The organism is Crystallibacter permensis, from assembly GCF_025960875.1.
GTDB lineage: Bacteria > Actinomycetota > Actinomycetes > Actinomycetales > Micrococcaceae > Crystallibacter > Crystallibacter permensis.
The window spans coordinates 59363-73509 of the sequence record NZ_JAODLR010000015.1 but is presented as its reverse complement, the minus strand read 5'-3'; the positions used below and the strand labels follow the sequence as shown (position 1 = coordinate 73509).

The 14147-nt window shown below is 65.6% G+C and carries 14 protein-coding genes and 1 riboswitch; of the genes, 7 read left to right on the top strand and 7 right to left on the bottom strand.

Going from position 1 to position 14147, the window contains the following annotated elements; genetic code table 11:
• The first annotated feature begins 81 nt into the window (after positions 1-81).
• Entirely contained in the window at positions 82-1506 is a 1425-nt protein-coding gene (locus B0G38_RS16230; protein ID WP_264670365.1) for an amidase, read from the top strand.
• 17 nt (positions 1507-1523) lie between these two features.
• Here the strand turns inward: B0G38_RS16230 and gluQRS are convergent, their stop codons facing one another.
• From gluQRS to B0G38_RS16210, 4 genes are all read right to left on the bottom strand, one after another.
• Positions 1524-2432, bottom strand: coding sequence for a tRNA glutamyl-Q(34) synthetase GluQRS (gluQRS, locus tag B0G38_RS16225; protein WP_264670364.1), 909 nt, complete (start codon positions 2430-2432; stop codon positions 1524-1526).
• Positions 2433-2441: 9 nt separating this feature from the next.
• A complete protein-coding gene (locus B0G38_RS16220) occupies positions 2442-3782 on the bottom strand; it encodes an LLM class flavin-dependent oxidoreductase (RefSeq protein WP_264670363.1) in 1341 nt (446 codons plus the stop codon).
• Positions 3782-4546, bottom strand: coding sequence for a 3-oxoacyl-ACP reductase (locus tag B0G38_RS16215; protein WP_264670362.1), 765 nt, complete (start codon positions 4544-4546; stop codon positions 3782-3784). Before B0G38_RS16215 ends, B0G38_RS16220 begins: the two co-directional genes overlap by 1 nt.
• A 52-nt stretch (positions 4547-4598) precedes the next feature.
• A riboswitch (TPP riboswitch) is annotated at positions 4599-4692 on the bottom strand.
• A gap of 71 nt (positions 4693-4763) precedes the next feature.
• On the bottom strand, positions 4764-5108 hold the full coding sequence (locus B0G38_RS16210) for a hypothetical protein (protein WP_264670361.1): 345 nt from the start codon (positions 5106-5108) through the stop codon (positions 4764-4766).
• A gap of 168 nt (positions 5109-5276) precedes the next feature.
• Here B0G38_RS16210 and B0G38_RS16205 point away from each other — a divergent pair, with 168 nt between their 5' ends.
• Positions 5277-5675 carry a hypothetical protein gene (locus B0G38_RS16205; RefSeq protein WP_264670360.1) on the top strand — a complete coding sequence of 133 codons (399 nt, stop codon included), beginning with the start codon at positions 5277-5279 and terminating at the stop codon, positions 5673-5675.
• Between the two features lie 49 nt (positions 5676-5724).
• Here B0G38_RS16205 and B0G38_RS16200 read toward each other — a convergent pair whose 3' ends face one another.
• A complete protein-coding gene (locus tag B0G38_RS16200; RefSeq protein ID WP_264670359.1) occupies positions 5725-7122 on the bottom strand; it encodes a dihydrolipoyl dehydrogenase family protein in 1398 nt (465 codons plus the stop codon).
• A 162-nt stretch (positions 7123-7284) separates the two neighbouring features.
• On the opposite strand from B0G38_RS16200, the gene B0G38_RS16195 reads away from it, so the two are divergent.
• The 5 genes from B0G38_RS16195 (at position 7285) to B0G38_RS16175 (ending at position 11975) form a co-directional block, all read left to right on the top strand.
• Positions 7285-7476: a hypothetical protein gene (locus B0G38_RS16195; protein ID WP_264670358.1), complete on the top strand. Its 192-nt coding sequence runs from the start codon at positions 7285-7287 to the stop codon at positions 7474-7476.
• A 65-nt stretch (positions 7477-7541) separates the two neighbouring features.
• Complete coding sequence (locus tag B0G38_RS16190; RefSeq protein WP_264670357.1) at positions 7542-8618, top strand: AraC family transcriptional regulator; 1077 nt, start codon at positions 7542-7544, stop codon at positions 8616-8618.
• A gap of 208 nt (positions 8619-8826) precedes the next feature.
• On the top strand, positions 8827-9672 hold the full coding sequence (catA, locus tag B0G38_RS16185; RefSeq protein WP_264670356.1) for a catechol 1,2-dioxygenase: 846 nt from the start codon (positions 8827-8829) through the stop codon (positions 9670-9672).
• A 67-nt stretch (positions 9673-9739) separates the two neighbouring features.
• Entirely contained in the window at positions 9740-10330 is a 591-nt protein-coding gene (locus B0G38_RS16180) for a flavin reductase family protein (protein WP_264670355.1), read from the top strand.
• Between the two features lie 28 nt (positions 10331-10358).
• Entirely contained in the window at positions 10359-11975 is a 1617-nt protein-coding gene (locus tag B0G38_RS16175) for a 4-hydroxyphenylacetate 3-hydroxylase family protein (RefSeq protein WP_264670354.1), read from the top strand.
• 90 nt (positions 11976-12065) lie between these two features.
• Here B0G38_RS16175 and B0G38_RS16170 read toward each other — a convergent pair whose 3' ends face one another.
• Positions 12066-12305, bottom strand: a complete 240-nt coding sequence (locus tag B0G38_RS16170) for a DUF6221 family protein (protein ID WP_264670353.1) — start codon at positions 12303-12305, stop codon at positions 12066-12068.
• Positions 12306-12325: 20 nt separating this feature from the next.
• The gene (locus B0G38_RS16165) at positions 12326-14074 is read right to left on the bottom strand and encodes a pyruvate dehydrogenase (RefSeq protein WP_264670352.1); all 1749 of its coding nucleotides are present in this window, start codon (positions 14072-14074) and stop codon (positions 12326-12328) included.
• Positions 14075-14147: the final 73 nt, after the last annotated feature.

Here is a 14147-nt window from a genome sequence, read left to right as displayed (position 1 = left end):
AAAAGCGAAGGTAAGGTCTATTAGTGTTCGCCGTCACTGCACGCCCCTGGTTACGTCTCATGAGCGGGAGAAGCTGGAAGCATGACCGAGATTCTGGACCTGTCCGCCGCGGATCTGGTGGCGGGCATCGCCCGCCGGGAATTTTCTGCCCGCGAGGCCGTGGCTGCGCATCTGGCGCGGATCGAAGATGTGAACCCGGTGATCAACGCCGTCGTCACCCTCGATCCCGAGACAGCGTTCGACGCCGCAGACGCGGCCGACCGACTGACCGCCAGTGGTGCCGAACTGCCTCCGTTGCACGGGCTGCCAACGACGCATAAGGACACGCACGGGACCAAGGGGATGCGGACTACGCAGGGGTCGCCGCTCTTCAAGGACGACGTTCCCGACGTGGACGACCTCATCGTGGCACGGCTCCGGCAAGCCGGTGTTGTGACCACGGGGAAGACCAATGTGCCGGAATTCGCGGCCGGTTCCCATACGTTCAACGAGGTCTTCGGTACGACCACCAATCCCTATGCGCCGTCGTTGAGCGCGGGCGGTTCGTCCGGCGGTGTGGCTGCGGCGATTGCGGCGGGCATTCAGCCGCTGGGTGATGGCTCCGATATGGGCGGTTCGCTGAGGATTCCGGCGTCGTTCTGCAACGTTGTGGGTTTCCGGCCGTCCTACGGTGTCATCCCGTTGCCCTCGCCGGACAACGCCTGGGCCTGGCTTGGCCGCACCGGTCCGATGGCCCGGGAAGTAAGCGACATAGCGTTGTTCATGTCCGCTGTTGCGGGGCCGTCGCCGCTGCTGCCGACGCCGGCGCCGCTGGATGGGTCCGCGTTCGCCGGCAGGATCGACGGCGATCTTCGCGGTGTCCGCATCGGCTGGAGCCCCGACTTCGGCATCTGCATCCCGGTGGAGCCGGCAGTGCTGGAGGTGCTCCAGCGCCAGCTGCGGGTCTTCGAAGAGGCCGGCGCCATGGTGGAAGAGGCGGCTCCGGACTTCTCCGAGGCAGACCTGGTTTTCCAAACTACCCGCGCCATCGACTTCGCGGCGAAGCTGGGGCAGCTGGTGCGCGAGCACCGCGACATGATCAAGCCCGAAGTCGTCTGGAATGTGGAGCTTGGCTGGTCGCTCACCGCCAAGGATTTGATCGAGGCAACGGCGGCACGGACCAGGCTCGAAGCCTCCGTGCGGGAGTTTTTCGGCCGCTATGACCTGTTCCTGAGCCCGGCGGCGCAGGTCCTGCCCTTTGATGCAACGCTGCGCTATCCGGAATCCGTGGCGGGCGCCGAATCCCACACCTACCTGGACTGGATGCGTTCGGCCTGCGTGCTCTCCGCGACCGGTCTGCCGGTGCTGGCGGTGCCTGCGGGATTCACCCCTGGCGGCCTGCCCGTTGGTTTTCAGCTCGCTGCTAACCATTACCGCGACGTCGAGTTGCTGCGCTACGCGAAGGCGTTCGAAGACCGCACGCGGTGCGTAGATGTGCGGCCGGAGCTGCGTCAGCCGTCGTCGTAGTTGGGATGTGGATTTTTTCAGGGCAGGTCGAGCACCGGCGGTTCGAAGATCCACGGCTCGGTGGGCAGCTGACCGGGTGAGAACGCCTCGAGCGCCTGCTCCAGCGGACCGGACGGGAGATCTACGGAGCGCAGGACCATGTCCCGCACCCTGTCGGGACCAATCCCGGCCAGGGCGAGGGTGCGCAGGGAGATGGCGCCGTCGCGCTTGGCAATCCGGCGGTGGTGAGCATTCAACACCAGCGGCACATGGGCATATTCGACCGGAGCCAGGCCGAGCAGGGATGCCAGGTAGGCCTGCCGGGGTGTGGAGCTGAGCAGATCATCGCCGCGGACTACCTGGTCGATGCCCTGGTCTGCGTCGTCGACGACGACGGCGAGGTTGTAGGCCGGCACGCCATCGTTGCGCAGCAGTACCAGATCGTCCACGACGCCGGTGTACTCGCCGTGCAGCCGGTCCGTCACGGTGTATTCGGTGACCCCGGCGCGCAGCCGGAGTGCAGCGGGACGCTCCTGCCGCCGTCGTTCGCGTTCCGAATCACCGAGGTTCCGGCAGGTTCCGGGGTAGGCACCGGCCGGGGAATGGGGAGCGCTGGGGGCTTCGGCGATCTCCCGGCGGGTGCAGAAGCATTCGTAGACCAGGCCCGCGTCGGCCAGGGTGGTGATGGCCGTGCGGTAGAGAGGGAAGCGGTCCGTCTGGCTGAGTACATTGCCGTCCCACGTAAGCCCGACGGCTGCCAGATCCTCGAGCACCTTGGCCTCGGCTCCGGCGCGGGCGCGGTCCAGATCCTCGATGCGCAGCAGGAAGTCGCGGCCGGTGCTGCGGGCGAAGAGCCAGGCGAGGATGGCGGTGCGCAGGTTTCCCACATGCAGTTCGCCCGATGGGCTGGGGGCGAAGCGGCCGGCTCCGGCGTCGATAGGAGGCACGGGTCCAGTCTATAAAGCGAAGCTGGCGGTTTCTGCCCTTACTCTAGCCGCGACAGCCGGACGGTCCAGCCCCAGGTGCTCGCGCAGTGTGCTGCCCGTATAGGAGGTGCGGAACAGCCCCCTGCGCTGCAGCACGGGAATGACGCGGTCCACGAACTCGTCCAGGGAGTCCGGCAGCAGCGGCGGCATCAGGTTGAATCCGTCCGCGCCGCCGGAGCTGAACCAGAGCTCGATCTGGTCCGCCACCTGTTCCGGCGTGCCGGTCATGGTGCAGTGTCCGCCGCCGGCCGCAAGCCTTCCAAGTAGTTGGCGCACCGTGGGCTTTTCGGCGTCGATAATCCGCAAGATGGTGGTGTAGCGGCCCTGCGGCCCGGTGAATTCCGACGCCGGCGGGAGCCTGGGCACGGGCGCGTCCAGCTCCCAGCCGCTGCAGTCCTGCTGGATGAAGGTGCCCAGCTGGGCCAGGGAGTGTTCCGTGGGCAGCAGCACATCGGTTTCGGCCTGCTTGGCCTTGGCTTCCGCCGTCGTTGTCCCGAGGTAGGTCACCAGGCCCGGCATGAAGGCCACGTTGTCCGGGTTTCGGCCGGCGGCGTTGATACGGCGCTTCACGTCCGCGTAGTAGGCCTGCGCGCTGGCCAGATCGTAGGCGACGGCGTAGATGCCTTCGGCATAGCGGGCGGCGAGGTCGCGTCCCTGCTCCGATGCGCCGGCTTGAAACAGCACCGGCCGGCCCTGCGGTGAGCGCGGAACGGTGAGCGGGCCGTCCACCAGAAAGTGCTTTCCCTCATGGTGGAGCGGCAGGACTTCGGCCGGATCCGCGTAGTGGCCCTGGCGGTCGAGGACGAGCGCGTCGTCGGACCAGGAATCCCACAGCCGCAGGGCGACATCGATGAACTCGGCGGCACGGTCATAGCGTTCCTGATGCCCGGGCATGGCCGCCATGCCATGGTTGCGGGCCTCGGCGTCGAACATCGACGTGACGACGTTCCAGCCGACGCGCCCGGCGCTGATATGGTCCAGCGAGGCCAGCATGCGGGCTGCGTGGAAGGGCGTGTAGAAGGTGGCCGAAACCGTGCTGACCAGGCCGATCCTGCTGGTGGCGCGGGCCATGGCCGACAGGGCGGTCAGCGGTTCCAGGTGCCAGAGCGGGCCGGCACCCAGATTGCCCGCGGAGTGCCCGTCCGCGAAGAAAACGGCGTCGAACAGGCCTCGCTCGGCGGTTTGGGCCAGCCGCTCGTAGAACGCGATATCACCGAGCTGCTCGATCGGGGACTGCGGCCGGCGCCAGGCTGCGCTGTGGTGGCCGCAGCCGAACAGGAACGCGTTGAAGTGCAGTTGCCGTGCCGCCACTAGTTCATCACCAGTCCGCCATCGACCATCAGGTTCTGCCCGGTCACCGAGCGGGCCCAGGGCGACGCGAAAAACAGTACCGCGTCGGCGAGTTCTTCCGGCGTCGTTACCTTGCGCAGCGGAGTGGAGGCGGCGATCAGGTCGAAGACGTCGTCCGGTGTGGCGGCGCTGGCGTCGGTGGTGCGGAGCAGCCCGCCGGAGACCATGTTGACGGTGACGTTGTGCTGGCCCAGGTCCGCCGCCAACGTCCGGGTCAGCGAGAGCAGTGCCGCCTTGGCTGCGGTGTAGTCGTGGTACGGCACCACCGGATTCTGGAAGAGGTTGGTGCCGATGTTGATGATCCGGCCGAACCGCTGGCCGCGCATGCCGGGAAGTGCCTGCTGAGCCGTGTTCAGCGCGCCGCGCACGCTGCCGGAGAATTGGGTCTCGAACTCGGACCAGGAGATGTCGGCGGCGCGGGAGCGGGCGTCCCCGTTGAAGGAGAAGTCCGCCAGTGCGTTGTTGACCACCGTGCTCACTGCGGTGCCGAAATGGGCTTCGGCACGGCTGAACAGCTCCACCATCTGGCCGGCATCGGTGACGTCCGCCTGCAGAGCCACGGCCTGTTCCGGCCCGAACTTGGCGGCCAGTTCCTCCGCGGCCGAGCCGCTGTTGCGGTAATTGATCACTACCCGGGCGCCGGCTTCCGCGAAGGCTGCGACGATCCGAGCGCCGAGGCCACGGCCGCCGCCGGTTACCAGTACGGTCTGTTCTGCGAGCTGCATTGAGGTTCTCCACCTTGAGTAAGGCGAAAAGATGGGTGCAGGGCACCGCATGGCAGCCGCTGCATGACATCCCTTCGCTAGTACGAACTAGATCAGGTTCAACGGGTTTGCTCTCAGCCCCTCAAGGGGCACCCCGTGTCACTGCCTGCGAGTCTACCTGCGCGAGCCGGCTACTGCAGCACCGCCACCTCCAAGCGGTCGATGAAGCTCCGCGCCGTTACGCCCGGTAGTCCAGCACCACTTGAGAAGACGGTCCCTGAGCCAACATCTCCTTGGTGACCCCATGGAGCTCCAGAATCTTGTCCTTGAACCAGACGTCGAAGGGCTCCTCGGAGGCAGCCAGCTTGCTGAACCCCGCGGAGATGCTGTCGCCCTCGTGGAACAAAGCGGCGAAGTCTCCTTCAGGGCTCTGGACCAGGCCGATCACTTCACGGCTGGCTCCGAGGCGCTGCCGGGACTGGGCGAAATCGTCCTTCCGCGGACCGTTGATCTCCTCCACAAAAGCCCTCCACGCCTCTAGCTTCCCGGACAGGATAGGCACAAACCAGGTAATACATTCCATGACAGATCCTTCATTTGCCGCTGCTGGGAACTCATGATGCGAGCCGGTGTAGGGCTCATGCTAGGCCCGGCCAGGGAGCGCCAACACCCTCAATGTGAGGGATGCGGCGGCGCTAGGTACGCCGTTCCCGGTCGCCGCGGTCTCCGTGGGGAGGGCTAATCTGGAGCGGTGATCATCATCCTTGGGGCATTGATGGTTTTCCTGGGCCTGCTCTGGTGGGTCCTCTCCCTCCTGCTGCCGGACGCGATCGCGCTGGTTGGAACCGTAGTGCTCGGTGGAGCGGTGGTTGCCGTGCTGGCGTTTGTGTACCTGAAGTCGGAGCGCTTCGGCCGGCCGGAAGAACGGGAGTACAGCCGCCGGTTCCGGGCCGTGCTGCGGGAAGCCGGGCGTGCCGGCCGGTACGAGGAGATCTGGGCCGTCACACGCAGGGAAACAGCCGATCAGGACATGGCACAATTTATTGCCGCCGAAGAGCAAGGGCTCCTCGGCGGATTCATCGCCGAATGGGACCAGGCGCTGCGGCACGGCCGGGAGGACGATTTCTTCCGGGAGCGCCGGCAGGGCTGAAAGCGCCATCTCCGGCGGATGGCCCGGCGTGGCTGCCGCCCCGGGTGGCTCAATCCTCAAGGTAAGCCCGGGTGAAGAGCAGGTTCAGTCCTTCGGCAATGGTTGGATGGGTGATGACAGCATCCCGCACTGCAGTGAAGTCGAGCCCTGCCAGCATGGCCATCTGGACCACGGCGATGGCTTCGCTGGCCTCGGTGCCCAGCAGCGCCACGCCCAGGATCCTGCCGGTCTTCCGGTCCAGCACGGCCTTCCAGACGCCCTCGGTCTGGCCCAGAGTACGGGCGCGCGGAATGGCGGCAACCGGCATCTTGGCGATGCGCACGTCGTGGCCGGCCTCGCGGGCCTGCTGCTCCGTCAGGCCGACCCGACCCAGCTCCGGCGTGATGAAGACCGTGTAGGGAATGAGCCGTCCGGCGGTGGTGCGGGCCTCGCCGTCGCCATGCCGGGCGGCCAGATTGGCCTTGAGGATGCGGTAGTCGTCGTAGGAAGCATGGGTGAACTGCGGGGTTCCGGCAGCATCGCCGGCAGCCCAGACGCCATCCCCTACCCGCAACTGCTGGTCGACCTCGATGAAGCCGCGGTCGTCCAGGACTACGCCGGTGGCTTCCAGCTTGGCGCCGTCGGTCATGGGTTTCCTGCCGAGCGCCACGAGGACGTCCCCCGCGCTCACCGTTTCGCCGTCGTCGAGAGTGATGGTGACCGTGCCGTCCGCAGCGCGCTGGATTTTCTCGGCTGCGGCGCCGAGGCGGACGGTGATGCCGGCGTCGATAAAGGCCTTCTTGACCGCAGCCGAAACGTCCTCGTCCTCGCGGCCCAGCAACTGGTTCCCGCGCTGCACAATCGTGACGTCAACGCCGATGGTGTTGAGCAGGTCGGCGAACTCACAGCCGATGTAGCCGCCTCCGAGGATGACAATGCTCTCCGGCAGGGACTCAAGCTCCAGCAAGGTGTTGCTGGTCTGTACCCGGGCCTCAGCAAGCCCGGCGATGGGAGGCAGCGCCGGTTCGGTGCCGAGGTTGATCACGACGTCGGTGCCGCGCAGGACGCGGGTGCCGCCGTCGTTCAGGTCGACGTGCACCGTTCTGGGCCCGGTAAATTTCGCTTCGCCCAGAACGAAGTCCATGCTGGAGTCGATGAAGCTGGTGAGCTGCCCCTTGACCATGGTGCCGACGACGTCGTCCTTGCGGTGCCTCAGCAGGGCCAGGTCCATCCGTGGGTCTTCGACGCCGGAAATGCCGAACTCTTCGGCGCGCCGGACGGTCTCCAGCACGCGGCCGCTGTTGATCAGGGTCTTCGTGGGAATGCAGGCCACATTAATGCAGGTGCCGCCGATCATGGCGCGTTCAACCATGGCAACTTTTTGCCCGGCCTTGGCCCGGTCCATCGCCAAGGACTTGCCGGCCTTGCCGCCGCCAATGACCAGCAGGTCGACTTCTTCAACGTCCACGATGGTCCTCCTGAAGTGTGCCGCCGGGCAGTGCCGCCCTCGGCTCGATCCTACGCGGGTCGCCTTCCAGAAGGGGTATGGACAGGGTGCTTAGCACCTACCTACGCTGGGAATCCGCCGTCCGGCAACCCGCCGGACGGAGCAACGGCCAGGAGCGCCACGATGACCAGCGAAGCGAACGAAAACAAGGATCAGCCCGAGGACTCGGAACTGCATCCGCACGAACCCCAGCCGGCCGCCGAATCCGGTAGCAGCCAGGAGGAGCCGATGGAAGCGTCGGCCGGCCCGGATTCGGAAAAGGTGGATGGCTCAGCCGAGGCCCAGAACGCCAAGGAAGGCGGTTACGGGTACTGACATCTGGTGGGTAGACCAGTGCCGGGCTATCGGGAAAATGTGATTCACGATACACTGCTTGATCCATGAGCCAGCACCACTTTGATGCCGTACGGCGTGCCGCTGCAGGGCAGGGCTCTGCCACGGGGCACGAACAAACCGCGGTTCCGGCCCCGGGGCTTGCCGACCACAAGCCTGCGAAGCTCCTGAAGTTCAGCACCGACGGCATCCCCGCGACCAATCGGGTCCAGCTCTGGGAGCACCATAACTCCAAGGCGTTGATTCCGCTGGACATCCGCACTATGGACGATGCCCCGCTGCAGGCCAGCGAGGTGAACCTGCATTTCCCCTCGCTGAAGTTTGCCCAGGTCAAGGGCAGTGCGCAGGTGGTGGAACGAAACGAACGGTTCATCCGGCAGAACCCCATGGACGCCATTGCCGTCTTCTTCGCGTTAGAAGGCGAAGCATTTTTCTACTATGGAGACGGACAGGAATCGCTCAAACCCGGCCAAGCGGTCATCTACGATGCCGACCGGCCGTTTCTGCGGGGCTTTTGCAAGGGTCTGCGTGAACTGGTGCTCACCATCCCGCGCGATGACTATCTGGAACTGTCCGGCGGGAAACCGCTGTTAAAGCCCCAGGTCTTTAACTTCAATCAGGGCGAGGCGGCGAACCGGCACATGCTCGCCTTGGCCAAGTTGGTCAGCGGTACTATCGCCGGGCAGGCCCAGACCAGCCAGCCCGCGAATCTGGAGGGTGCGGAGGACTCGGCCCTGGAACTGCTCAGCCTCATGATCATTGGGGAGCGCAGCGGCACCGGTGCCGGCTACCTTGCCACCGCCCGCAGTTACATCGAGGACAGGCTGGTCGATCCGCAGCTCAGCGCCGCCGAAGTTGCCGCGGCGGTCGGCATCAGCGAACGCCATCTGACCCGGATCTTTGCCGAGGCCGGCGAACCCCCCAGTCTTTATGTCCTGGGCCTGCGGCTGGAGCTGGCTCGGACCATCCTCTCCGATCCAACCCAAAGAACGACGCCGGTGGGCCGGATCTCCGCGCGGGCCGGCTTCGCGTCGCAAAGCTATTTCACCCGTGCATTCAAGGCGCGTTTCGGGCTCACTCCGCTCCAACTGCGCAAAGACGCCCTCCTCAGCGTCGCGCCTTAGGTTCCGCACCGCCGTCGTAGTCATCCTCACCGAAGACAGTCGTAGTCATCCTCACCGAAGACAGAGGTGCGCCGTGCCGGATTAGCACCCACCGGACCTGTTTTGTCACTGTTCGGCCGGATCCTCGTGAACAGCCCCCGCCATCCGGTGTGATCCAGAACACTGTTGTCTAACGGCGATATCGCCGAAGACCACAGGAGGGACAGTAATGACTACTGAAACACAGGCAACGGCGGCTGCTTCTGGTGCCAATGCGACGGACCGCTTCCGGGAGAACAAGAAGTTCGCGGCCGGTACCAGCCAAGAGCGGGTGGACCTGCTGGCCTCGCGGGTCATCGGGGCCATCAACCAGACGATCCTGGAAGAAAAGGTCACCTACGACGAGTACAACGCGTTGAAGGCGTGGCTGATCCAGGTCGGCGAGGACGGGGAGTGGCCGTTATTCCTGGACGTATGGGTGGAGCACTCGGTGGAGCAGGTGGCCAACGAGAACCGTGAGGGCACAAAGGGCTCCATCGAGGGACCGTACTACATTCCGGACGCCCCAAAACTTGAGTCCCCGGCAACCCTGCCGATGCGCGACGACGAGGAGGGCACGCCGCTGCTCTTCCAAGGCCGCGTCACTGATCTGGCCGGAAAGCCGCTGCCCGGGGCCACGGTGGAGATCTGGCACGCGGACGATGTGGGTTTTTACTCCCAGTTCGCCCCGGGCCTGCCGGAATGGAACCTGCGCGCGACCGTCATCGCAGATGGGAACGGCGACTACCGGATCCATACGATGCAGCCGGCCCCGTACCAGATTCCCACGGACGGTTCCTGCGGCAAGTTGATCGCGGCGGCTGGCTGGCATGCCTGGAGGCCGGCGCACCTGCACCTGAAGATCTCCGCGCCAGGGCACCAGCTGGTCACCTCGCAGCTCTACTTCAAGGGGGATGAGCATGTGGGCGACGACATCGCCTCCGCCGTCAAGCCCGAACTCATCCTCGATCCCACGCCCAAGGCGGATGGGAACGGCCGCGAAGTCACCTACAACTTCGTACTGGACGCGGCGTAACCGCAAGCTGCGCGGCCGGCGGGCGACCCCACCCCCGCCGGCCGTGCCCCAACAGCAGGAGGACATGATGTCTGAAACAACCCCCGTTGCCGCTGCCGCAACGGCCATCGATCCGCGCGAGCTGCGGAACACGTTCGGCCAGTTCGCGACCGGCGTGACCGTGGTGACCTGCCGCTCCGCGGACGGCACCCCGCACGGTGCGACGGTGAACGCGTTTACCGCGGTGTCGCTGGATCCGCCGCTGGCCCAGGTCACCCTGACCCGCAGTTCCAAGGCGGCCCAGTACCTGGAGGGCGCGCCGTTCGCGATCAACATCCTCTCCCAGGACCAACTGGACGTCGCATGGCATTTCGCCGGTAAGCCGCTACCGGAAGAACCGGCCTGGACCGTGGACGGCGACGTCCCGGTCCTGCTGGAGAACAAGGCAACCCTGGAATGCCGGCCCTGGCAGGTGTACGACGGCGGCGACCACGTGATCGTGATCGGCGAAGTCCACAAACTCGAGACCACCGGCCGGGAGCCACTGCTCTTCTTCGGCGGCAAGTTCCGCGAGATCGGCCCCATGTCCGGCTCCAGCCACTGGCACCACTGCGGAGACTCGCTGGAGGCCGGCTGGTTTTCCGGCGCCGATTCCTTCAAACCCCTCATCCAGGCCTGACGGCCACTGAACTGATAAGGACAAGACGATGACTGAAACTATCGACCCCACCACCACGCCCAGCACCGGTACCGGCACCGACGCACCCGACATGAGCGCCCGGACCACGCAGGCGGATCAGCTCAAGCCCCAGACCGGCGATGAATATATCGAGTCGCTCCGGGACGACCGCGAGGTCTGGATCTACGGCGAAAGGGTCAAGGACGTCACCACCCACCCGGCGTTCCGCAACTCCGTGCGCATGGCCGCCCGCCTCTACGACGGCTTCCACAAACCGGAAACAGCAGGCAAGCTCCTGGTCCCTACGGACACCGGGTCCGGCGGCCTGACGCACCCCTTCTTCAAGGCCGCGCGTTCCATTGACGACCTGAAGGCCTCGCGAACCGCGATCGAAACCTGGGCGCGGATGTCCTACGGCTGGATGGGCCGGTCCCCGGATTACAAGGGCGCTTTCCTGGGCACCCTTGGCGGGATGCCGGACTTCTATGAGCCGTTCCAGGACAACGCCAAGCGCTGGTATGCCGAGTCCCAGGAGAAGGTCCTGTATTGGAACCACGCCATCATCAACCCGCCGGTGGACCGGCACCTGCCGCCGGACCAAGTCGGCGACGTGTTCATGAAGGTCGAAAAGGAGACCGACGCCGGGCTCGTTGTCTCCGGGGCGAAGGTCGTTGCCACCGGCTCGGCCATCACCCAGTACAACTTCATCGCGCACTACGGGCTGCCGATCAAGAAGAAGGAATTCGCGCTGATCTGCACGGTTCCCATGGATGCACCCGGGGTAAAGCTGATCTCCCGTGCCTCTTACTCGCACCAGGCGGCTGTGATGGGCACTCCGTTCGATTACCCGCTCTCCTCCCGACTGGATGAGAACGATTCGGTGTTCGTCTTCGACAAGGTCCTCATCCCGTGGGAGAACGTGTTCGCGTACGGGGACATTGAAAAGATCAACAACTTCTTCCCGCAGACCGGGTTCCTGAACCGGTTCACGTTCCAGGGCGTAATCCGCCTGGCCGTGAAACTGGACTTCATCGCCGGCCTGCTGCTCAAGGCCCTGGAAATCGCCGGCACCAAGGACTTTCGCGGCGTCCAGGCCCGCGCCGGAGAAGTCATCGGCTGGCGCAACATGTTCTACGCCCTCGCGGACGCGATGGCGCTGAACCCGGATGCCGGACCCGACGGGACCGTGCTGCCGAAGCTCGACTACGGTCTGGCGTACCGGATGTTCATGTCCACCGGCTACCCGCGGATCAAGGAAATCATCGAACAGGACGTCGCCTCCGGCCTGATCTACCTGAATTCCTCCGCTCTGGACTTCAAGACCCCGGAGATCCGCCCTTACCTGGACAAGTACGTCCGAGGCTCGGATGGCATCCAGGCCGTGGACCGGGTGAAGCTGATGAAGCTGCTCTGGGACGCGATCGGCACCGAATTCGGCGGCCGGCACGAACTCTACGAACGCAACTACTCCGGCAACCACGAAAACGTGAAGGCTGAAATCCTCTTCGCCGCCCAGGCCCAAGGCCACACCGACATGATGACCGGCTTCGCCGACCAATGCATGTCTGAGTACGACCTGGACGGCTGGACCGTACCCGACCTGATCAACAACGACGACGTCAGCATCTTCCTCAAAAAGAACTAGCCGCAGTCCTGCCTCACCCCTGCAGCGCCGACAACGACGGCGGTCGGTCACCATTCGTGACCGGCCGCCGTCGGGCGTTGGTTACCGGACCTAAAGCCGCCACTCGTCCCGGTAGGCGGGATGCCCGGCGTAGGGCACGGCCATGATCAGCAGCATCGGTCTGCGGTGGACGGCGTCGAGGCGCTGCAGTTGCTCGATCATCCGGCGCTTCGCCTCGCACTCGGCCAGGGCCCGGTCCAGCACGGGGACGGACGCGGTGTGCCACCAGGAGTGCAGGTTGGACTCGTCCTCGGCGATCCTCGCCAGCAGGAATTCGACGATGTCCTCCATGCACCCACCGTACGCCGCAGTTAGCCGCGGGGGATGTTGCGCAGGTTGCTCCGTGCCATGCTGACAGCTTCGCCGGCTCCCCTGTTTAGCACGATCTTGGACATTGCGGTGGCGAAGCCGAAGACTTGGGTCCCGGTGATCTTCGGCGGCAGGGACAGCGCCTTCGGATCGGTGATGAGTTCCACCAGCGACGGGCCCGGGTGGGCGAAGGCGTCCCGGTAGGCCTTCTCGATGCCGGCCGGATCGGCGACGCGGACGGCATGGAAGCCCATCGCCTGGGCGATGGCGGCGTAGTTGGTGTCGGGGACGTCGACACCGAAGTCCGGAAGCCCGTCCACCAGCATCTCCAGCTTCACCATGCCGAGGCTGGAATTGTTGAAGACGACGACGTTCAGCGGCAGCCGGTAAGCCGCCGCGGTGACCAGTTCGCCCAGCAGCATGGACAGGCCGCCGTCGCCGGACACGGAGATGACCTGGCGTTCGGGGTAGGCCAGTTGCGCGCCGATGGCGTGGGGGAGGGCGTTAGCCATGGAGCCGTGCAGGTAGGAGCCGATCAGCCGCCGGGTGCCGCGCGGGGTGATATATCGGGCGGTCCAGACGTTGCACATGCCGGTGTCCGCGGTAAAGATGGCGTCCTCGGCAGCGACCTGGTCCAGCAGGGAGGCGGCATACTCGGGGTGAATGGGTTTGATCTTGTCGGCACGCCGGGTGTAGGCACCGACAGCCTTGTTCATCAGTTTGTCGTGCTTCTTGAGCATCTGGTCCAGGAAGCGGCGGCTCTTCTTGCGTTTGAGCAGCGGCATCAGGGCGGCCAGCGTGGGCAGCACGTCGCCGTGGATCGCGATGTCCACGTCGGTCCGGCGGCCCAGGTGCTCCGGCGCCCGGTCCACCTGGGCGGTGCGGGTGTCCGGCAGGAACTGGTCGTACGGGAAGTCGGTGCCCAGCAGGATCAGCAGGTCCGCGTCCTCAATGCCCTCGGCTGCGGCACCGTAGCCCAGCAGCCCGGTCATGCCGATGTCGTACGGATTGTCGTACTGAATGAAGTCCTTGCCGCGCAGCGAATGCCCGATTGGCGCGCCGATCAGCTCGGCCAGGGCCACCACTTCATCATGCGCACCCTCCACGCCGGCACCGGCGAAAATGGCGACCTTGCCGGCGTCGTTAATCGCGTCCGCGAGCTGTTTGACGCTTTCGGCGGCCGGCACCACAGTGGCGGGCAGGAACGGGGTGCACAGCGGCGTCGGGGCCACCGCCTCCAGGCTGGCGATGTCGCCGGGCAAGGTAACGACGGCGACGCCCCGCTTGCCGAGGGCATACCGGATGGCGCTCTGCGTGACCCGCGGGGCCTGCTCGGCGGTGCTGACCATTTCCGAGTAGACCGAACATTCGTTGAACAGCCGGTCCGGATGGGTTTCCTGGAAGTAGCCGGTGCCGATCTGCTTGCTGGGAATGTGCGAGGCGATCGCGAGCACCGGGGCGCCGGAGCGGTTGGCGTCGTAGAGCCCGTTGATGAGGTGGAGATTGCCCGGCCCGCAGGATCCGGCGCAGACCGCCAGCTGACCGGTCAACTGGGCTTCGGCCGCTGCGGCGAAGGCTGCGGCTTCCTCATGGCGGACATGGATCCAGTCGATGCCGCCCTTGGCCGCCCCGCCGGTCTGCCTGACCGCGTCCACAATCGGGTTGAGGCTGTCGCCCACGATCCCGTAGATCCGGCGGACTCCCGCCGCACGGAGCTGGTCGATGAGCTGGGCTGCGACTTCTTGGGCCATGACGGAACGCTCCCGGTGGTTGGAGGAAGTTACCTGTTCCGGCCAATATAGCCGAGTTGCCGGTGCCGGGGCG